Source organism: Octadecabacter temperatus (genome assembly GCF_001187845.1).
GTDB lineage: Bacteria > Pseudomonadota > Alphaproteobacteria > Rhodobacterales > Rhodobacteraceae > Octadecabacter > Octadecabacter temperatus.
Window position 1 is genome coordinate 1295801 of sequence record NZ_CP012160.1, and the last position, 19555, is coordinate 1315355.

The window sequence follows — 19555 nt, forward strand, 5'->3', positions numbered from 1 at the left end:
TTACTCCGGAGATGGGAAGTCGGATGTCATCCGAGCAAAAGGCGGTAGCGTGTTGGGATCACTCAGCATGTTGGTGAAGAATTCGGGATCAGGAAAACCGTCCCAAGGGTAAAGCCCGTGGACCGCGTTTGCGAAGGCTTCGATAATGGAGGGATCGTGGATCGGGTCTTTTTCGCCAAGCAGGTCCCACGAAAGATGTTCTGGTGCGCGGCGTAGATTTGGAATGGCGTCATAACCAATCACGGGCCAATGATTGTCCGGTAGATCCGCGATGTCGACAAACATAAACGCGTTAACGTCGTTATCGGCAAACGCGACGACCTTGTCGTTTTGATGATGGCGGCGATTGGACAGATACAAGAAGACGCGATCATCCTGAAGCCGAACCACCTGCGCGACGCCGTGGCGACCATCGAGGAGGGGGATGAGAATATGGTCGGCCTCTTGCATCCTAGCCTTCGGTTTTGGCCTGCGCTTCGGCTTTCGCAGCCAATTCCGCAATCTTGTCATCGAGGAACTTACGCGCGCCTTGCTCCGCGAGGCGGATGCGGCATTCGGTCAAGAATGCCTCTTCCAGCGTCTGGGATGCCGCGCCGACGATGTGGCCAAGCTCAATAAACAAGCGGTCTTCGCCCGTGGCCTTTTGGATCTCAAGCACATCTTCGGCCAATTTTGCAGCCAATTTGGTCAGGCTTTCAGACATTAGCGCGTGTTCTCTGTCAGGCGACGTTTAACGTAGGACTGCACCGTATCAATCATCGGATCCATATGCGGGTCCTCAAAGAAGTGGCCAGCACCCGGTGTTTCTTCGTGGGTGATGGTGATGCCCTTTTGCTCGTGCAGTTTATTCACAAGGTTCACGGTATCAGCTGGTGGTGCCACGCGGTCCGCTGCGCCGTTGATGATCAGGCCTGAGCTTGGGCAAGGCGCCAAGAAGGAGAAGTCATACATGTTGGCTGGGGGCGACACAGAGATGAAGCCTGTGATTTCTGGGCGGCGCATCAGCAGTTGCATGCCAATCCATGCGCCAAACGAGAAACCGGCAACCCAGCAGTGCTTAGAGTTGTTGTTCATCGACTGCAGGTAATCCAGTGCAGACGCCGCATCAGACAATTCGCCGATGCCTTGATCATATTCACCCTGAGAGCGACCAACGCCACGGAAGTTGAAGCGCAAAACCGTAAAGCCCATTTGGTAGAAGGCGTAGTGCAGGTTGTAGACCACCTTGTTGTTCATCGTTCCGCCAAATTGCGGGTGCGGATGCAAGACGATCGCGATTGGCGCGTCTCTTTCTTTTTGTGGGTGGTAGCGGCCTTCTAGGCGGCCTTCGGGTCCGGGGAAGATGACTTCGGGCATGTTTGTCCGTTTCTCGTCTGCTGTTTTCTAAGGGCGTTGCGCGAAATAGTTGACGAAAACGCTCAGTCACCTTAGAAAGATTCTAACTTCTAGCGCGGGACCCGTTTGATCCTTTGCAGTTAGCTTGAGTTAATCGCAGCGTGGGTCCGCGTCAACGCCCAAGCACGAAACGAAATGGGGGAATGCCAATGAAATTAAGTACAAAAGGCCGATATGCGATGGTGGCATTGACCGATATCGCTTTGCAGCCTGAAGGAACATTGGTGAGCCTTGGGGAGTTGTCCAAGCGTCAAGATGTGTCTTTGCCGTATTTGGAACAGCTTTTTGTGAAGTTACGTCGCGCCGGTTTGGTGGACAGTGTGCGTGGGCCAGGGGGCGGATATAAGCTGGCGCGCGGGGCGTCAGAAATTCGTGTGGTCGAGATTTTGGCGGCAGTGGATGAGACCGTGAGTGCCATGCATCAAGGTGCAGGCGCGTCGGGTGGATCGTCAGGAAGCCGCGCACAGTCTATGACCAACAGGTTATGGGAGGGGCTTAGCGCACATGTTTACGTATTCTTGCACCAGACACGACTGAGCGATGTTGTGCAAAACGAGCTGGCACCGTGTCCGGCTGTTCCGTCGTTGTTTGAGGTTGTTGACGAATGAGCGAACTTCGCGCCTTGATCACACTGCAGGCACTGGACGCAGTGATTGGGCCTGATGGGCAAGGCGGTCTAGAGGAGCTGTCTACTTGGGCAACGCCAGGCGAGAGGATGGAACACAGACGAGGACGCATTGAAGCCGTAGCGCTGTCGGGCATGGCGTTGGGTGAAATTCATCTTTTCCTCGCACGGGCCGCGCAGGATGCCACTCAAAGCTGGAATCGGGAACAATCGGTTTTCGGGCGGATACATAATTTGATGACAACCCGTTTTCCCGGATACGCGCAGGTGCCGGGGCGAATTCTGATCCAAGTGATGGAGGCAATTGGTAGCGATGTGGGTGAACTTGCAGCACCGGCGTCCTTGTATCTATTGCGTGCAGACGTGGTCGTGGATTTGCGCGATCAGGTTGCTGCCTTGCGAAAGGACGCAGCATGAGCCGGATCTATTTGGATCATAATGCGACAGCGCCTTTGAGGACTGAAGCGCGGGCGGCGATGATTGAGGCGATGGATGTCGTTGGAAATCCGAGTTCCGTGCATGGTGAGGGACGCGCTGCGAAAGCTTTGGTTGAGCGTGCACGAGCGCAGGTCGCGGAAGCTGTAGGCTGCAATCCGGCTGAGGTTGTGTTTACCAGCGGGGCGACTGAGGCTGCGAGTGTATTAGGGAACCCAAAAACGGGTGTTGATGTGCTGGTCGATCAATCGGCCCATGATGCGCTTTGGGCGCAAAGTTCCATGTATCTCTGGGAGTTGAAGCCAAACGGACCGGGCCATACGTTGGCGATGGGTTTGGCGAATTCCGAGACGGGTGTGATTACGCGGCCACCTGAAAAGGTAGAGGGGCAATGGCCTGTGGGACGTGCCGCTGCCGATTGGTTGTTGCTCGACATTACCCAGGCCGTCGGGCGCATACCGTTTGCGTTTTCATGGGCTGGGGCGGACATGGCGATTTTGACGGGCCACAAGTTTGGTGGGCCCAAAGGTGTCGGGGCGCTTATCATTCGCGACAACCTTGATACCGATCCTTTGTCCGTTGGGGGTGGCCAAGAAATGGGGCGTCGGTCGGGTACCGAAAACGTCATTGGCATTGCGGGGATGGGGGCCGCTATCGAGGCCGCGATGCGCGATCTTGAAAGCGGTGTTTGGGACCACGTCGAGAAACTTAGAAATATTCTAGAAACTGGGGTTGAGGCTGCGTCAAAGGAGACTATTTTGGTCGGGAAAGACGAAGCGCGGATTCCCAATACGTCGTGCTTGCTGACACCTGGCTGGAAGGGTGAAACGCAAGTTATGGCGATGGATTTGGCGGGCTTTGCCGTTTCCGCAGGGTCTGCCTGTAGCAGCGGTAAGGTAAAAGCCAGCCGTGTGCTGATGGCGATGGGATACAACGAGGCCGATGCGGCATGCGCGATACGCGTGTCACTGGGGCCGGAGAATACCGAAGAGGACGTCACGCGCTTTGTGGATGTCTGGACTGATAAATTAAACAAGCACCGTGCGCGGTCGGCTTGAAGTAGGGATGAAGCAAATGGACACGATAGACCAAGTAGACGTTAAAGACGGGGTTGATCAGGATACCGTTGATGCGGTTCAGGCGCTGTCCGGCACGTATAAATACGGCTGGGACACGGATATCGAGATGGAGTATGCTCCGCTTGGTCTGTCTGAGGACATCGTGCGTTTGATTTCTGCCAAGAACGATGAACCCGAATGGATGCTGGAATGGCGTCTGGCCGCGTATCAGCGCTGGCTGCAAATGGAAGAGCCCGAGTGGGCGATGGTTGATTACCCGAAGATCGATTTTCAGGATCAGTACTACTATGCCCGTCCAAAGAGCATGGAAGTGAAGCCTAAGTCCTTGGACGAGGTCGACCCGAAGTTGTTGGCGACGTACGAGAAGCTAGGTATTCCGTTGAAGGAACAGATGATTCTTGCAGGCGTCGAGGGTGCTGAGGAGCTGACAGATGCTCCGCGCAAGGTTGCTGTGGATGCGGTGTTTGACTCTGTGTCTGTGGGCACGACCTTTAAGGATGAGCTGGCCAAAGCGGGCGTAATCTTTTGTTCCATCTCTGAGGCGATCAAAGATCACCCTGAGCTGGTGAAGCAATACCTTGGGTCCGTTGTTCCCGTGCAAGATAACTTCTATGCGACGCTGAACAGCGCTGTGTTTTCCGATGGCTCATTCGTTTACATTCCCAAGGGCACAAAATGCCCGATGGAGCTGTCCACGTACTTCCGCATCAATGCTGAAAACACTGGTCAGTTCGAGCGTACGCTGATCATCTGTGATGAGGGCGCATATGTGTCCTACCTTGAAGGCTGTACAGCGCCTAAGCGCGATGTGGCACAGCTGCACGCGGCAGTGGTTGAGATCGTGATCATGGACGACGCTGAGGTGAAGTACTCCACCGTTCAGAACTGGTTCCCTGGCGATGAGAACGGCAAGGGCGGCATCTATAACTTCGTGACGAAGCGGGCTGATTGCCGTGGTGATCGCTCTAAGGTGATGTGGACCCAAGTTGAAACAGGTTCTGCTGTCACATGGAAGTACCCATCCTGCATCCTGCGTGGGGACGACAGCCAAGGCGAGTTCTATTCCATCGCGATTGCCAACAACATGCAACAGGCCGACACCGGCACAAAGATGGTCCACCTCGGCAAGCGCACCAAGTCGCGCATCGTGTCCAAGGGCATTTCAGCGGGTAAAGCGCAGAACACTTATCGTGGGCTGGTATCCATGCACCCGAAAGCCAAAGATAGCCGCAACTACACCCAGTGTGACAGCTTGCTGATCGGCGACAAATGCGGGGCGCACACTGTGCCGTATATCGAGGTGAAGAATAACTCATCCCGTGTTGAGCACGAAGCAACCACATCCAAGATCGATGATGATCAAATGTTCTACTGCCAATCCCGCGGTATGGACGAAGAAGAAGCAGTTGCGCTGATCGTGAACGGTTTCGCCAAGGAAGTGCTGCAAGCGCTGCCTATGGAATTTGCCATGGAAGCACAGGCGCTGGTGGCGATCTCTCTTGAAGGGTCAGTCGGGTGAGCGCGAAGAAGCCTGTGGTGGCAAAGAAAGCTACCGTTAAGAAGGCGACCACCAAGAAAGCTACGACCAAGAGAGTTGCTGTTAAAAAAGCGGCAACGCCAAAGAAAACTGCGAAGGCCAAAGCACCCGTAGCGGCCCCATGGTCCATTGCGGATGCGTTAGCCGATGAGCGCCTTCAACCATCTGTGCGCCGTGCGCTGGGCAACCAGAACCGTTTTCGCACGCCGCGCCGCGTGCGCACGATCATGTCACACCGCTATGACGTTCCGGTGATTTTTTGCGTAAACAACCCAGATGACCGTATCCACATGCGCCAGACCAAGGGTTTCTTCTACGAGGAAGACGAATTGGCGATGATGGCCGAACATATGCCAAAGGGGGGTACGTTCTGTGATATCGGGGCCAACGTCGGCAACCATTCGCTTTACATGCTGCTGAAAGGCGGCGCTGGGCGTGTGGTGCCGGTTGAGCCGAACCCTGATGCTATATCATTGCTTCTGTCGAACATGATCCTGAACCGCGTGGCTGACCGTGTGGCCCTTGAAACACTGGGCTATGGCTTAGACGAAGGCGCCGCTGATGACCTCGCAATTCACGCGCCACGTGAAAACCTTGGTTGGGCGCGTCTCAAAAAGGCAGGCGAGGGTGATGAAGCGATTTCCGTGCGTGCTGGAGATGAACTATTTGATGGCATGCAAATCGACGTGCTGAAGATGGACGTTGAGGGCATGGAGATCGGCGCGTTGAAGGGGCTTAAAGCCACACTCGCACGGTGCAAGCCGACGATGTTCATCGAGGTCGACAAAGAAAATCTGGACGCATTTCACGCATTGATTGAAGAGTTCGACTATGAGGTGGCCCATGCATTCGAAGCAACCCGCGTAAATCAGAACTTCCTTCTGAAGCCAAAAGCAAACTGAGGAGGTTCGATTTATGTCGCAGTTTGCACACAAACGCCCTTGTGATGCCCGTACTATGCCCAATTTCGGCCGCACCTTCAGATTAACCCTTTGTATAGAATTCAAGGGGAGCGATCTAAATGGCAGTCAGTTCGACAACATTTGCGCAGCGTATGGACAAGATCAATTCAGGCAAGACCACATCGTGGACTGTGCCTGGACAAGGCTTGGCGACCTCCAGCGACGAACGCAGCTTCCTACGCAAATCCTCCGTAAAGACAGTGAAAAAATCTACGCAGAAGAAACGCAATCCACTGATGTACGTCGCGGCCTTAGCTGTGGGCGCGGTCAGCGTAATCGCAGCGCGTTGGATCGACTTCACCTATCTGGACACCGCGATGGCATTTGCCGCCGAGAAGGGCGTGGACGCTGCAGCGGTGATTGGCAACGTGCCAACAGCGCTGTCGTTGGCCGTGATCATCAGCATAATCGCGATGTTTGTGCTGGGCCTGCGCTCCAAACAAACAGTGCCGTTGCAGATGGCTGGCTTCATCGGGGCGGTCCTGTTCGAGGGCGAACTGGTTGCGCTGGCACCGGAAGTCTACGCACGTTTTTACCCGCAGAGCTGGATTGCCGACATGGTCGCAACCGCAAGCCTGCTGACCTAACACCGAAATTTACACTTAATCAGATGAAGAGGACCGCGGTTTCGCGAGTCCTCTCGAATGCTATGGGAACATGATAAAATGCTAGAAATCAAAAACTTGCACGTCAAACTTGAAGAAGAAGACAAGCAGATTCTTAAGGGTGTGAACCTGACTGTCGAACCGGGCAAGGTCCATGCGATCATGGGGCCGAATGGCTCAGGTAAGTCGACATTGTCCTACGTGTTGTCCGGCAAGGGTGGCTATGAAGTGACCAAAGGATCCGCCACGTTGGAAGGCGAAGAATTGCTGGATATGGAGGCCGAAGAACGCGCCGCTGCTGGCTTGTTCCTTGCGTTCCAATATCCTGTGGAAATCCCGGGCGTCGGCAACATGACGTTCCTGCGCACAGCTGTGAACGCACAGCGCAAGGCACGCGGCGAAGAAGAAATGTCCGCGGGCGAGTTCTTGAAAGTGATCCGCGCGAAAGCCAAGACGCTTAAGATCGATGCAGAAATGCTGAAACGCCCTGTGAACGTTGGCTTCTCTGGTGGTGAGAAAAAGCGCAACGAGATTTTGCAGATGGCCATGCTTGAGCCAAAGATGTGCATCTTGGACGAAACGGATTCTGGTCTGGACGTTGATGCGATGAAATTGGTGTCCGAAGGCGTGAACGCCCTACGCGACGAGGGCCGTGGTTTCTTGGTTATCACGCACTACCAGCGTCTTCTGGACCATATCAAACCAGACGTTGTGCACATCATGGCCGATGGTCGTATCGTAAAAACAGGCGGACCTGAGCTCGCGCTCGAAGTCGAAAACAATGGTTACGCCGATATCCTCGCAGAGGTGGCCTAATGGCCCAGTCGAAGAAAATGCTGCAAGTAAAGCAGGACGCAACGGACGCGTTTCTTGCGGATCGGGCGCTGCCGACCGGCGCTGCCTGGGCCAATGATGCGCGGGCAGATGCACTTGCGCGCCTGCGTGACATGGGCCTTCCGCATGGTCGTGATGAGTATTGGAAATTCACCAAGCCAGACAGTTTGGTGCAGCGCGATGCCCCGAAAGCCGCCGTGTTCCAAAGCGATGAGGGGCCACTCTGGGCTGATGTAGAAAACCTGACGATCGTCTTCGTTGATGGTGTTTTTGATGCTGGCGCATCCGATGATTTCGCACTTGAAGGTCTTAGCATCGAACGTCTGGCGGATGTCGCTGACAAAGACATTCACTGGGCTAAGGATTTGTATGGCGTTCTTGAAACACGCGGCCAAGAGGTCGTTCAACGCCCGCTAGCTGCGTTGAATACGGCCTTTGCAACGGACGGTGTTGTGATCCACGTGACGGGCAAAGTGAGCAAACCTGTTCGTCTGGTTTATCTCCATAAATCAGAGACTTCTGATGCGACGCTACACCACTGCATCAAGCTTGAAGAAGGGGCCGAAATGACCCTTCTGGAAACTGGACCAGCGGCCGCGCGGTTTAACAACGTGATGGAAGTCGATGTCGCTGACCACGCCAAGTTCAACCACGTTCGTGTTCAAGGTCGTGATCATGAACGCCGTGCTGTAACGGGTATCTTCACACGCCTTGGCACTGAATCCGCGTTCAAATCTTTCACCCTTACGATGAACGGCGTGATGACGCGCAACGAATGTGTGATTGAGCTGACAGGCGACGATGCAATTGCACATGTTGCTGGTGCTTGTGTTGGGGATGGCAGTGACTTCCACCATGACGACACAGTTTTCATCACCCATGACGCCGTGAACTGTGAAAGCCGCCAGGTTTTCAAAAAGGTGCTGCGCAACGGTGCGACGGGCGTTTTCCAAGGCAAAATCCTTGTGAAAAAGGACGCACAAAAGACGGATGGCTATCAGATCAGCCAGTCTTTGTTGCTGGATGATGACAGCCAGTTCCTCGCCAAACCGGAGCTTGAGATTTACGCCGATGACGTCATTTGTTCGCACGGGTCCACGACCGGCGCGATTGATGAGGACGCGATGTTCTACTTGCGGTCCCGCGGGGTTCCTGAAGCAGAAGCGACGGATCTTCTTGTGCTCGCGTTCCTTGCGGAAGCACTGGAAGAAATCGAAGACGAAACGCTGGCCGAGGGTATTCTTGAACGCCTTGAAGGCTGGTTGGCGCGTCGCGCGAGCTGATGCCAGTTAGCCGCGATATCGTGCTTATGTACCGCGCCCCGCGCCAAGTGGTGCGGGGGCTGTATGACATGGGCCAACGAGAAGACCGCGCAATTGCGTGGTTGATGATCGGCTGTTTCATTGTGTTCGTGTCCTATTTGCCTGCACTGCAACGCAGTGCCGTGTTTGAGGGCGGGAATTTTCAGCGCGATATGGTCTATGCGTTTGTCTCGTGGCTTTTGGTTTGGCCACTTGGCTTTTACGCGCTGTCGTTCGCGGCATTTGGCCTGATCTACGCATTCCGCAAAAGCGCGACAGCATATGGCGCACGGCTTTCGGTGTTTTGGGGCTGGCTTGCGGCCACGCCGCTGGCCTTGTTTTACGGACTTCTGGTTGGGTTCAACGGGGCGGATCATCCGGGCACGGTCATGATCGGCGCGCTTTGGCTTGCTGTGCTTGCGTGGTTTTGGGTTTGCGGGTTGATTGAAACGAGTGGGACGGACTGATGGACCTTTCTTTTGCCAACCTTTTGGAGTGGACCAAACTAACCGTGCGCAATCCGCGTTTGGCGTTTGAGCTGGTAAAATCTGCCAAACTGCCGTTGGAAGTTTCAATCCTGATGATTGTGCTGGCTGGCGTCGTGTCTGCGGTGGCGGCGGGTGCGCATTACATCATGATCGGATCGCCAGATATCATCCTGCCGATTTCGGAAACGCAGGGGCTTCAGATGGAACGCGCTGGCCCGATTGCGCAGGGGCTTATCGCGGTGCTTTCAGGGATCGGCGGTAGCTTTGCATTGTTCTGGGTCGGTCAACGTATGGGCGGGCAGGGCGATTTGGCGGATATCTTTGGCGTGACGGCCGTATTGCAGATGGTCGTAACGGCGTTGTTCGTTGTCGTTTACCTGACGGATATTATCTTGCCGATCTTTGCATTCGGGCTGTTGCTGGTTGCGTTCTATGTGGCGTTGCGCGGTCTTGGACATGCCGTGAATGTCGGTCATGATTTCAACAGCCTTGGTCGCTCTGCTTGGGTCGCGGTGATTGCGACGGTTGTTCTATTTATGGCGCTTGTTTTCGGGGCAAGCATCCTTGGTTTGACGCCACAAGGCACGATCGTGCCATTGCCGATTGGAAATGAGCTATGAGTTTTGATGTCACCGCGGTCCGTGCGGATTTCCCCATTTTGTCACGTGAAGTGAACGGCAAACCACTGGTTTATCTCGACAGCGGTGCGTCTGCGCAAAAGCCGCAGATTGTCATTGATGCAATCAACACCGCCTATGCGTCCGAGTATGCGAACGTGCATCGTGGGCTGCATTATCTGTCCAACCTGGCGACGGAAAAATACGAAGGCGTGCGTGGGACCATCGCGAAGTTTCTTGGTGCGTCTAACGAGAATACGATCGTCCTGAATTCCGGCACGACTGAGGGCATCAACACGGTGGCCTACGGTTGGGCGATGGAAAACATGCAGGCTGGGGATGAAATCATCCTGTCCGTCATGGAACACCACGCCAACATCGTGCCGTGGCATTTCCTACGCGAACGCATGGGGGTGAAACTGGTTTGGATCGATGTGGACGCCAATGGCGATCTTGACCCGCAAAAGGTGCTGGATGCGGTGACGCCGCGCACCAAGCTTATTGCGGTGACGCACCTGTCCAACGTGCTTGGCACCGTTGTTGACGTGAAAACCATCTGCCACGCGGCCCGCGAGAAAGGCATCGCGACGCTTATCGATGGATCGCAGGCAGCAGTACATATGCCCGTGAACGTCGAAGATCTGGGCTGTGATTTTTACCCGATCACAGGTCACAAGCTTTATGGCCCGTCGGGGTCCGGTGCGATCTACATTCGCGCGGAACGAATGGCCGAAATGCGCCCGTTCCTTGGGGGTGGAGATATGATCCGCGAAGTCCACAAGGATCACATCATCTACAACGACGCGCCGATGAAGTTTGAGGCCGGAACGCCGGGTATCGTGCAAACCATCGGGTTTGGTGTGGCACTCGAGTATATGATGGGTCTAGGGATGGAGAACATCGCCGTGCATGAACGTGACATCCGCGACTACGCACGGTCCAAGCTCGACGGGCTGAACTGGCTGAACGTACAAGGCACCAGCGCAGGTAAGGCGGCGATCTTCAGCTTCACGCTTGAAGGCGCGGCCCATGCCCATGATATTTCCACGGTTCTCGACAAAAAGGGCGTGGCGGTGCGTGCAGGGCAACATTGCACGGGGCCATTGATGGAACACTTGGGCGTCTCAGCAACCTGCCGTGCGTCATTCGCGATGTACAACACGACGGATGATGTCGACGCCTTGGTTGATGCTCTTGAGTTGTGCCACAAGTTGTTTGCGTAAGGCCCAGACCACGGCTATAGCGACACAGAAGGTCCCTTAGCTCAGCTGGATAGAGCGCTGCCCTCCGAAGGCAGAGGCCAGAGGTTCGAATCCTCTAGGGACCGCCAAAAAACCACTGTGAAACGACACTAGGTTTTTCCATGACCGCGCCGCAGTTAAATTGCGCATGACTTTCTTTTAAACTGTTCTTGAGCGAAGCCCTTCTGGACTTAGACGCTAGAAACGACGCCAATTTGAAGTAGATGACGCACCTGAACGGGTGCGTCGTGTTCACCTGTGTATGAAACCTCATAACGATCATCTTAATCTGCACCGGATCAAATCGATGAGATTGCATCTGTTTTAACGATGGAACTAGGCAAGCCACTTTGGGAAACCCGTATCGAAATAGAAGGTGAGGCGCGGTGTTTTGAGAACTGCGACAACTAAGCCGAGACCCTTGAGGGGGGCGATCCCGCTCGGGAAGGGCTCTTTCGATTTCACGACTTATGAGCCTTTCAGTGTTTCCGCGCAGTTTATCCCGTAGAACTACGTGCAAACGAAGAACGTCGCAATTAAATTGACGGGGTGAAAATGCGCGCATTTTTGAAGATCCCGTTCTAAAGGGGTAGAGCTTCGCAGACGCTCCCGCTCTGTTTAGGTTACGACATCGGGCGCATCGCGTCCTGTGGTCGCCGTCAGGTCAGAAAGCGCCAACGCGGCCTCGCGCACGTCTTTCAATACCGTTTGCGGGTCTTCGTGCAAACGATTTGGATCAGTCTCAAACTGTTCAAGATAAAGCCTGATCGTTGCTCCTTGCGTGCCTGTTCCCGACAAGCGGAACACAGCGCGCGCGCCGCCTTCAAAGGAGATGCGGATACCTTGGCCCGCTGATTGCGATCCGTCCACAGGGTCGAGGTAAGCGAACTCATCCGCTGTTTCGATCGCCAATGCTCCGACGTTGGTTCCAGCAAGCGAAGAAAGCTTGCCGCGCAGGCCTTCGATCATGTCCTTCGCTTTCGCGCTGTCGACCTCCTCGTAATCCAAACGCGAATAGTAGCAGCGGCCATGAGTCGCCCACAAATCGGTCATCAAATCTGAAACGGACATCTTTTTTTCGGCCAGAACGTTAAGCCACAAAAGAACAGCCCAAAGCCCGTCTTTTTCGCGTACGTGGTCCGACCCAGTCCCAGCGCTTTCTTCACCGCAAAGAGTGACTTTTCCGGCGTCCAACAGGTTGCCAAAGAATTTCCAGCCTGTGGGCGTTTCAAAACAGCTTATTCCGAGGCTCTCGGCAACGCGATCAACCGCACGCGATGTTGGCATCGACCGTGCGACGCCTGCCAAACCACCGCTGTAAGCAGGGGCGAGATGCGCATGCGCCGTCAAAAGCGCCAGACTGTCAGAAGGCGTGACATAGGCGCTGCGACCAACAATCATGTTGCGGTCGCCATCCCCGTCAGAGGCGGCACCGAAGTCAGGTGCGTCCGTGCCATACATCCTGTCCATCAGGGTTTTTGCCCAGATCGGATTGGGGTCAGGGTGGCCTTTGCCAAAGTCGGGGCTGGGTGTGCCGTTCATGACGGTCCCCTTGGGTGCCCCTAACATGTCTTCAAGGATCGTGTGTGCGTAGGGGCCAGTCACTGCGTGCATCGCGTCAAAGCACATCGTGAAGCCACCAGCAAACAGCGCGCGGATTTTGTCGAAATCCACAATGGTCTGCATCAATGCAGCATAGTCTGCCACTGGATCTACAATCTCGACCGACATCCCATCAAGCGATTGCGTGCCGCGTTGCCCAAGATCAACATCATCGCCGGCCGCAATAAGGTATTGTTCGATCGACTTCGTGCACGCATAGATCTTGTCCGTTACGGATTCGGACGCGGGCCCACCGTTGGGGCCGTTGTATTTCAAGCCAAAGTCAGCGTCCGGACCGCCCGGATTGTGGCTGGCAGATAGGATTAGCCCACCGTCCGCTTTGCGCAAACGGATAAGATGCGATGCGGCAGGGGTCGACAGAATCCCACCTTGACCGACAATACATTTAGCCGCGCCATTTGCAGAAGCCATGCGCAAGATGATCTGGATCGCGCTATCATTGAAGAACCGGCCGTCGCCGCCAATAACCAACGTCTTGCCGTCAACCCCACCAATCCCATCAAAGGTCGACTGTACGTAGTTTTCAAGAAAATGCGGGAGTCTGAATTCCGCTGTCCTTTTTCGAAGGCCACTCGTTCCCGGTTTCTGTCCCTCAATCGGTGACGTTTGCACATTCTGCACTGGCATGTTTGTTCCTTCTTATTGTCGTCTTTGCGGTCTAGCTGCTTTCTGTTTCATTTAAGAGGACCACGACGCAATTTCACGCCACTGCCATGCCCAGTGTGACTTGATAGCGTCGGCTTTGCGTAGCGCGGTGACCGCGGCACATAAAGGCCGCCATTTTTACGCTTGCGACGTCAACGATAGGACCGACGCTTTGAGCGTCGCGATTTGGGCCTCGAGCTGTCCGTGGTCTTGCGAGGTTTTTGCAATGGTATGTTTGTTGGTCTCGACAAAATCAGCCAGTTGCTCGGGCGTTAGCCCACGGGTGTTCAGAGCCTTGGCGTAAGGCGTGAACAATTCACTTAGAGCTGCACATTTTAGGATCTTGAGGCGGGCCATAGCCTCCTGACCTTCGGGGCTGTTGGCGGCCTCAATCAAGTCAGAGGCATCAGGGCTGCTGCGTAACAAGTCAAACGTGGGAACAATGCAAATGTTGGCGAAATTATCCATTGCTTGGTCCATGGAGGTCGCCTGCGCCCACGCTGTTTTTAATTCTTCAAGAATACGTTCACCGTAAAGAATGACGCCTGCGGCATAGACTTCGTCTTTGTTGGCAAATCGTGCATAAAGGGATTGTCGTGACAAACCAGCCGCTTTGGCCACGTCACTCATGGTCGAGCGCCTGAACCCGTAGCGCATGAACACCTCTAAGGCGGCATCAAGGATTGCAATTTCTTCCGTCTTCATTTCGACACCTTGACAAATTTTGACGAAGTGTCAAGTTGAGCTCAAACAACAGGAGACCCGCAATGCGACTAACTGTAGATGGAACCACCCACGAGGTCGATGTTGAAGACGACATGCCGCTGTTGTGGGTGTTGCGCGATGAAATTGGCATCAAGGGTGTGAAATACGGCTGCGGGATTGCGCAGTGCGGGGCTTGTACTGTGCATCTGGACGGTGTCGCAGTGCGGTCTTGCCAGACGTGGGCCGTGGACGCGGTTGGCGCTGAAGTCACGACGATCAATGGGCTCGGAACGCCTGCGGCGATGCACGCTGTTCAAGAGGCATGGACTGAACATCAGGTTGCACAGTGCGGGTACTGTCAGTCGGGGCAAATTATGCAGGCGGCGTCAATGCTAGCAGCAATTCCTGACCCCACGGATGAAGACATCGATGCCGAAATGTCCGGCAATCTTTGCCGATGTGGAACATATCCGCAAATTCGCGCCGCCATCGTCACGGCTGCAGCCAAATTGCGGGAGGCTTAATCATGGGTCGTTTGAAAACCATTGCACGGCGTACTTTTTTGTTTGGTTCAGCGGCGATTGTCGGCGGCGTTGCCTTTGGCACATATCTGTACAAGAAACCCGTTGCGAACCCATTGCTCGATGACTTGGGCGAGAATGAAGCGTCCATGACTGAATATGTCCGCATCACTGCGGATGGCGTCACACTGATCACGCCGCGTGCGGACAAAGGGCAGGGTGTTTACCATGTTCAAGCCGCCCTGATCGCCGAGGAAATGGACATCGACCTTGATCAGGTCACCGTTGAACCGGGACCACCTTCGCCAGCCTATTACAACACTGCCCTTAGCGCCGAAGCACCGGGCTTTATGCCGACAGACGAAGGCTTTGCTGCTAATTCTGTGCGCACAGTGATGGACGCGGCGATGAAAATCATGGGGGTTCAGATCACCGGCGGCTCATCCACCGTTGCGGATTCCTGGGAAAAGCTGCGGGTTGCAGGCGCGGTTGCACGCGAGACAATAAAGGCGGCGGCAGCCCTTGAAACTGGCGTGGATGTCGGTGAAATGCGGACAGCGCGTGGAGCGGTGATCCTACCTGATGGATCTGAGCTGACCTATATCGAATTGGCGGCAACAGCGGCGACATTGGACCCAGTGGATGCGGTCGCCCTGAAAGACCCGTCCGAGTGGCGCTATATCGGCAAGGATATGCAGCGCCTTGATATCGTTCCTAAATCAACCGGAACGCAAACCTACGGCATCGATATGGAACTGGACGGAATGGTTCATGCCACCGTCATTACCAACCCGCGCAAAGACGCCGCGATGCTGGGATTTGATTCATCCGAAGCCGAAACCATGCGCGGTGTTCTAAAGGTCGTTGAGCTGCCGAACGGCGTTGGCGTGATCGCTGACAACACGTGGCGAGCATTCCAAGCGGCACAGGCTATTTCGTTTGACTGGGACGCGGCGACATATCCAGCTGAGCAAGAAGACCATTGGGCCGCACTTGCTGATAGTTTCAAAGATGATCAGCGCGACAGCCGGTACCGTGATGACGGCGACGTTGACGACGCATTGGACAGCGCTGACGTGATCGATGTTGAATACCGCGCGCCTTATGTCGCCCACGCTCCGCTTGAGCCGATCAATGCGACGGCTTTGATCACGGATACACGTGCAGATATCTGGACAGGCACACAGACCCCGCGATTTGCGCAAAGCGCTGTGGCTGAACTGACGGGCTTGGATGATGCGGACGTGCATATCCATGTCTTGATGATGGGCGGCTCGTTTGGGCATCGCCTTGAGATCGAAGTTGTGAAACAGGCCGCGCTGCTTGGCATAGCGATGAAAGACACGCCCGTTAAGCTGACCTATTCGCGCGAAGAAGACATGGCCCATGACTACACGCGCCAGATCGCGATGGCGCGGATGCGTGGCTCGGTGAAAGACGGGCAGGTGGATACGCTTGATCTTGGCATTGCGATGCCGTCCGTAACAAGTAGCCAAATGGGGCGGCTTGGTTTGTCGGTCCCCGGGCCCGACCCAATGATCGTTGCAGGTGCGTGGGATCAGCCGTTCGGCATCCCGAACTATCGTGTCACAGGCTATCGAAGTGAACCGCTTGCACCGATTTCAAGTTGGCGTAGCGTCGGGGCATCAACCAACGGTTTCTTCCATGACAGCGCCTTGGATGAACTTATCCACGCCGCGGGGGCTGACCCAATGGAAGAACGCATTCGCCTTGCGTGGGACGACAATTCCCGCGCGGTGCTCGAGGCCGTGGCCGAAATGTCTGGTTGGGATGGCCCTGATATGGGCCCTAGTCGCGGGCGCGGTGTTGCGTTTTGCATGTCGTTCGGCGTGCCCTGTGCTGAGGTCGTTGAGGTGACGAACACAGATCGCGGCATCCAGATCGACAAAGCCTACGCTGTTGCGAACGTTGGGCGCATTATAGATCCGATCAACCTTCAAAGTCAGATGAGTGGAGCGATGCTCTGGGGACTTGGGCACGCGATGTTTGCCGAAATCACCCATAGCGATGGGATGACGGACCAGATCAATTATGACGGCTTCCAAGCGATGCGACAGTACCAAGCGCCTGAAATCCAGGTGCGCGGGCTAGAGTTGGGTGACCATGTGCGCGGCATTGGGGAGCCACCGGTGCCACCCGCAGCGCCCGCGTTGGCAAACGCGATTTTCGCCGCAACTGGGCAGCGTATTCGTGAGATGCCGTTCAGTAGGCATATCGATTTTGTCTAACTAGATCAGAGCTTTGGCTTCGCGTGGGGTAATGACCTGACGTGCCGCTGTTGGGCGCAGATGTGGGCAACGCCATTCAGGGAACAACGCGAGGATTTCGTCGCGTGCGGCTTGATCCAGCGCGTTAAGCGCTTCGGCCCCGGGGAAGAAGCTTTCTGATGGGATGCCTTCGGCCATGACAATCTCATGAGTGTCGAATGCGATGTGGACATAGGTGACGGTGCCACCTTCAACGCGGCGGATTGATCCGTCATTGATAAGGGCTTTGGCGGGGGCCAGAACCTCATCCGCGCCGCAGTGCATTTCAACGCGCCAGCCATCCAACATCATGCGGTGTTGTGGTGACACAAGAAGGTCACGTGCGTTGCCCATCGCGCCTTGGCGGATCAGGATCGGCGCAAGGTCGCCCTTGGCTGGAACCGTCGCTTGACCAATCCACGCGATCGGCTGCAACCCATTGTCTAAGGTCCAAACGCGATCGCCAACTTGCAACGTTTCAATCGCGACTTTGCCACGTTCAGAGATGACCATCGTCCCAGAGGTAAAGCAGGTGATGCTTTCGATGGAATGAAACGCAACACTTTCACCGGTGTCGTTGCCGTCAGCGTCCAGATAGAAAACCGTGCCATTTGACGGATTGCCATCGTATTCAACACGGGTGTTTCCAGACAGCTTCAGGGTATCAAACCCTTTGCCGCCGTGAATTGTGCCAACGTCGGCACCGGCCTCAAGGTGGATGACGTCATCGCCATAAACCAAGCTAACATTATCGACAGACGTGCGTGCGCCCAGCGTGACAACATCATCGCCGCCACCTGTGCAAAGCGTGCCATCAATGCTTGCGCGGTCTGACAATGTTACCGAGTCGTTGTCGTCTCCGGTGCGGACATCCCCAACAACTTGGGCCATGTCTGACAAAACAACGGTGTCTTCACCCTCATTCGTGTTGATACCGTCCAGTACCTTTGCGGTACCTTCCAGCGTGACAACGTCATTACCGGTACCAGTGCTAACGCTTCCTAGGACGGTGCCGCTCGACATAAAAAACGTATCATCGCCATCGCCAAGGCTCACATCGCCGGTGATCATCGTGCCGCCTGAAAGCGTCACGACATCGTCGCCCCCTTGGGTGTAAATCGACCCGTTCACCGTCTTGGCAGCGAGGGTGATGATATCGGCGTTCCACGTGGTCTCAATCGGGTCTGCGTCGGTTAGGATGCGGTCTTCTGCAATGAAAACATCGTCTTGTACCATGTCCACATCGGTGGTGCGTTCGATGATGGTCGCAAAAGTGCTGGCCTCAACTTCGGCGATAATCGTGTCACCCAAGGCAGGGTCTAGGTCACCAAACGTTTCATCCGCTGCGCGGGTACGCGTGAATTGGTCCGCAATGATATGGGTGAATAGGGGCCCCATTTGGGTGCCACCAGTCGCATCCTCGGCCAAACCACCAACCCAAAGATCCACTTGGAAAATATCGGTGTAAACAGTGGCAAGTCGGGCTTGTACGTCCTCATCGCTGGTGATGATGGAGAAATCTAGGGGGTCCAGCGTGTCAGGAGCAATGTCCCCAATCAGCTGTGCACGCACATTGATGTAGCTGTCCAACCCGTGATCCAAGCCACGCGCCAAGTTGATCGCGGCGAGGGAAAATCCAGACACCCCATCCGGCGTTTCCAGAAAGAAGTTCAGGTCATCGACGATTTCAGTGTCGAGTTCTTGCGCCGTTTCGCTGAGTTGGCCGCGAATAATCGCTTCAATACCGCCGTCTTCAACCGGAGAATGGTTAAAGTAGCTGTCCATCAACGCCATGGACCCATCGTCCGTGCCATCTTCGGCAATCCGGTCAATGCTGGATGAAACCAAGGTGTGGCCAAACCGGAACGCCGCCGTCGAGAATTCGACAGACATTTCACCGGATACATTTGCATCAAAGCCGGTGTCTTCGCCGACTGCGTCACCGACCAAATGCGGAAGCCATTCGTTGTAGGTGATCTGTTGCAGCTCAAATTCCACAATAGAGCGCGCAGCATCATAAAGCTGCGCGTCGTCCCAATCAGGGTGTTCTTCTGCTAGCCTTTCAGCCCAATAGTTATGCTCGCGCACGAACATTGTCTGCATAGACAACAGGTTAGGGTTCTCGTTGGCACGCACATCGCCGGCAAGATAGACAGGATCGTCACCTTCGATGTCGCCCGCCATAAAGCTGTCTTCGTCCGCGTCAGGCAGCATTTCACTGGCCGAAGTCCTGTCATCCTGCACCCGCAGTTTGCCGTCCTCAAAGCTGCGCAAGTCATCCATGCGTGCCTCGGTGGATCCATAAATTTGCGATCCATCAATCTGCCACGTCACTGCATTGAACGGCGCAATCGTTTCACCTTCGCCGATCTCATCGGCAACGGCAGAACGGGCGATGTCATGGGGCATACCGACCAGATCAAGCACGCCTTCGTCATGGTCTTCGGGCGTCAGAACTAAATCATGGTCTAGGAATTGGCCAAAGGTGGTGAAAAGCGTGGACAGGCCGGCGCTATTGGGCGCGTCGCCGTCTTGGTCAAATACAACCATCGACACGTCCACAAGATCAGCGCCACCGCTGAACGTTTCAGATATGCCATCATCATAGCGCGCCTCAGTAAGACGCTCTTGTGCTTCGATATTCGCAAGAAAAGGACAGCTACTTGCCATCAGAC

General features: G+C 55.1%; 19 protein-coding genes and 1 tRNA gene. 14 read left to right on the forward strand and 6 right to left on the reverse strand.

Annotated elements, in window-relative coordinates:
• Genes OSB_RS06600 through OSB_RS06610 form a run of 3 tightly spaced genes read right to left on the reverse strand, consistent with a single transcriptional unit; the run spans position 1 to position 1356 of the window.
• Entirely contained in the window at positions 1–510 is a 510-nt protein-coding gene (locus OSB_RS06600) for a hypothetical protein (protein ID WP_327196170.1), read from the reverse strand.
• On the reverse strand, positions 452–703 hold the full coding sequence (locus OSB_RS06605; protein WP_049834241.1) for a hypothetical protein: 252 nt from the start codon (positions 701–703) through the stop codon (positions 452–454). Before OSB_RS06605 ends, OSB_RS06600 begins: the two co-directional genes overlap by 59 nt.
• Entirely contained in the window at positions 703–1356 is a 654-nt protein-coding gene (locus OSB_RS06610; RefSeq protein ID WP_049834242.1) for an alpha/beta hydrolase, read from the reverse strand. Before OSB_RS06610 ends, OSB_RS06605 begins: the two co-directional genes overlap by 1 nt.
• 188 nt (positions 1357–1544) lie before the next feature.
• On the opposite strand from OSB_RS06610, the gene iscR reads away from it, so the two are divergent.
• The 12 genes from iscR to OSB_RS06670 all read left to right on the forward strand — a co-directional run bounded on the left by iscR (position 1545) and on the right by OSB_RS06670 (position 11208).
• Entirely contained in the window at positions 1545–2003 is a 459-nt protein-coding gene (gene iscR, locus OSB_RS06615; RefSeq protein WP_049836080.1) for a Fe-S cluster assembly transcriptional regulator IscR, read from the forward strand.
• A complete protein-coding gene (locus OSB_RS06620; protein WP_049834243.1) occupies positions 2000–2437 on the forward strand; it encodes a hypothetical protein in 438 nt (145 codons plus the stop codon). Before iscR ends, OSB_RS06620 begins: the two co-directional genes overlap by 4 nt.
• Positions 2434–3513, forward strand: coding sequence for a cysteine desulfurase family protein (locus OSB_RS06625; protein ID WP_049834244.1), 1080 nt, complete (start codon positions 2434–2436; stop codon positions 3511–3513). The genes OSB_RS06620 and OSB_RS06625 overlap by 4 nt, the downstream gene beginning before the upstream one ends.
• A gap of 16 nt (positions 3514–3529) precedes the next feature.
• Positions 3530–5053: a Fe-S cluster assembly protein SufB gene (sufB, locus tag OSB_RS06630; protein ID WP_049834245.1), complete on the forward strand. Its 1524-nt coding sequence runs from the start codon at positions 3530–3532 to the stop codon at positions 5051–5053.
• A gap of 17 nt (positions 5054–5070) precedes the next feature.
• On the forward strand, positions 5071–5973 hold the full coding sequence (locus OSB_RS06635; RefSeq protein ID WP_143831222.1) for an FkbM family methyltransferase: 903 nt from the start codon (positions 5071–5073) through the stop codon (positions 5971–5973).
• A 119-nt stretch (positions 5974–6092) separates the two neighbouring features.
• A complete protein-coding gene (locus tag OSB_RS06640) occupies positions 6093–6620 on the forward strand; it encodes a hypothetical protein (protein ID WP_049834247.1) in 528 nt (175 codons plus the stop codon).
• Positions 6621–6698: 78 nt separating this feature from the next.
• The gene (gene sufC, locus OSB_RS06645) at positions 6699–7454 is read left to right on the forward strand and encodes a Fe-S cluster assembly ATPase SufC (RefSeq protein ID WP_049836081.1); all 756 of its coding nucleotides are present in this window, start codon (positions 6699–6701) and stop codon (positions 7452–7454) included.
• On the forward strand, positions 7454–8755 hold the full coding sequence (gene sufD / locus OSB_RS06650) for a Fe-S cluster assembly protein SufD (protein WP_049834248.1): 1302 nt from the start codon (positions 7454–7456) through the stop codon (positions 8753–8755). Before sufC ends, sufD begins: the two co-directional genes overlap by 1 nt.
• Positions 8755–9240 carry a hypothetical protein gene (locus tag OSB_RS06655; RefSeq protein WP_049834249.1) on the forward strand — a complete coding sequence of 162 codons (486 nt, stop codon included), beginning with the start codon at positions 8755–8757 and terminating at the stop codon, positions 9238–9240. The genes sufD and OSB_RS06655 overlap by 1 nt, the downstream gene beginning before the upstream one ends.
• Positions 9240–9881 carry a YIP1 family protein gene (locus OSB_RS06660; RefSeq protein WP_049834250.1) on the forward strand — a complete coding sequence of 214 codons (642 nt, stop codon included), beginning with the start codon at positions 9240–9242 and terminating at the stop codon, positions 9879–9881. The genes OSB_RS06655 and OSB_RS06660 overlap by 1 nt, the downstream gene beginning before the upstream one ends.
• Positions 9878–11101: a cysteine desulfurase gene (locus tag OSB_RS06665; protein ID WP_049834251.1), complete on the forward strand. Its 1224-nt coding sequence runs from the start codon at positions 9878–9880 to the stop codon at positions 11099–11101. The genes OSB_RS06660 and OSB_RS06665 overlap by 4 nt, the downstream gene beginning before the upstream one ends.
• Positions 11102–11131: 30 nt before the next feature.
• A tRNA-Arg gene (locus OSB_RS06670) sits at positions 11132–11208 on the forward strand.
• 529 nt (positions 11209–11737) lie between these two features.
• Here OSB_RS06670 and OSB_RS06675 read toward each other — a convergent pair.
• Both OSB_RS06675 and OSB_RS06680 read right to left on the reverse strand, forming a co-directional pair.
• A complete protein-coding gene (locus OSB_RS06675; RefSeq protein ID WP_049834252.1) occupies positions 11738–13369 on the reverse strand; it encodes an alpha-D-glucose phosphate-specific phosphoglucomutase in 1632 nt (543 codons plus the stop codon).
• Between the two features lie 156 nt (positions 13370–13525).
• A complete protein-coding gene (locus OSB_RS06680; RefSeq protein WP_049834253.1) occupies positions 13526–14092 on the reverse strand; it encodes a TetR/AcrR family transcriptional regulator in 567 nt (188 codons plus the stop codon).
• A 62-nt stretch (positions 14093–14154) separates the two neighbouring features.
• Here OSB_RS06680 and OSB_RS06685 point away from each other — a divergent pair, with 62 nt between their 5' ends.
• Positions 14155–14616: a (2Fe-2S)-binding protein gene (locus OSB_RS06685; protein WP_049834254.1), complete on the forward strand. Its 462-nt coding sequence runs from the start codon at positions 14155–14157 to the stop codon at positions 14614–14616.
• A 2-nt stretch (positions 14617–14618) separates the two neighbouring features.
• The gene (locus tag OSB_RS06690) at positions 14619–16862 is read left to right on the forward strand and encodes a xanthine dehydrogenase family protein molybdopterin-binding subunit (RefSeq protein WP_049834255.1); all 2244 of its coding nucleotides are present in this window, start codon (positions 14619–14621) and stop codon (positions 16860–16862) included.
• Here OSB_RS06690 and OSB_RS06695 read toward each other — a convergent pair whose 3' ends face one another.
• Entirely contained in the window at positions 16863–19550 is a 2688-nt protein-coding gene (locus OSB_RS06695; RefSeq protein WP_049834256.1) for a peroxidase family protein, read from the reverse strand.
• Positions 19551–19555 lie beyond the last annotated feature (5 nt).

Coding starts and splice junctions, on each gene's coding strand:
- iscR (WP_049836080.1), top strand. CDS start 1,545: ATGAAATTAAGTACAAAAGGCCGATATGCGATGGTGGCATTGACCGAT.
- OSB_RS06695 (WP_049834256.1), bottom strand. CDS start 19,550: ATGGCAAGTAGCTGTCCTTTTCTTGCGAATATCGAAGCACAAGAGCGT.
- OSB_RS06685 (WP_049834254.1), top strand. CDS start 14,155: ATGCGACTAACTGTAGATGGAACCACCCACGAGGTCGATGTTGAAGAC.
- OSB_RS06610 (WP_049834242.1), bottom strand. CDS start 1,356: ATGCCCGAAGTCATCTTCCCCGGACCCGAAGGCCGCCTAGAAGGCCGC.
- OSB_RS06680 (WP_049834253.1), bottom strand. CDS start 14,092: ATGAAGACGGAAGAAATTGCAATCCTTGATGCCGCCTTAGAGGTGTTC.
- OSB_RS06600 (WP_327196170.1), bottom strand. CDS start 510: ATGACAAGATTGCGGAATTGGCTGCGAAAGCCGAAGCGCAGGCCAAAA.
- OSB_RS06660 (WP_049834250.1), top strand. CDS start 9,240: ATGGACCTTTCTTTTGCCAACCTTTTGGAGTGGACCAAACTAACCGTG.
- OSB_RS06690 (WP_049834255.1), top strand. CDS start 14,619: ATGGGTCGTTTGAAAACCATTGCACGGCGTACTTTTTTGTTTGGTTCA.
- OSB_RS06640 (WP_049834247.1), top strand. CDS start 6,093: ATGGCAGTCAGTTCGACAACATTTGCGCAGCGTATGGACAAGATCAAT.
- OSB_RS06655 (WP_049834249.1), top strand. CDS start 8,755: ATGCCAGTTAGCCGCGATATCGTGCTTATGTACCGCGCCCCGCGCCAA.
- OSB_RS06620 (WP_049834243.1), top strand. CDS start 2,000: ATGAGCGAACTTCGCGCCTTGATCACACTGCAGGCACTGGACGCAGTG.
- sufD (WP_049834248.1), top strand. CDS start 7,454: ATGGCCCAGTCGAAGAAAATGCTGCAAGTAAAGCAGGACGCAACGGAC.
- sufC (WP_049836081.1), top strand. CDS start 6,699: ATGCTAGAAATCAAAAACTTGCACGTCAAACTTGAAGAAGAAGACAAG.
- OSB_RS06605 (WP_049834241.1), bottom strand. CDS start 703: ATGTCTGAAAGCCTGACCAAATTGGCTGCAAAATTGGCCGAAGATGTG.
- OSB_RS06625 (WP_049834244.1), top strand. CDS start 2,434: ATGAGCCGGATCTATTTGGATCATAATGCGACAGCGCCTTTGAGGACT.
- OSB_RS06675 (WP_049834252.1), bottom strand. CDS start 13,369: ATGCCAGTGCAGAATGTGCAAACGTCACCGATTGAGGGACAGAAACCG.
- sufB (WP_049834245.1), top strand. CDS start 3,530: ATGGACACGATAGACCAAGTAGACGTTAAAGACGGGGTTGATCAGGAT.
- OSB_RS06665 (WP_049834251.1), top strand. CDS start 9,878: ATGAGTTTTGATGTCACCGCGGTCCGTGCGGATTTCCCCATTTTGTCA.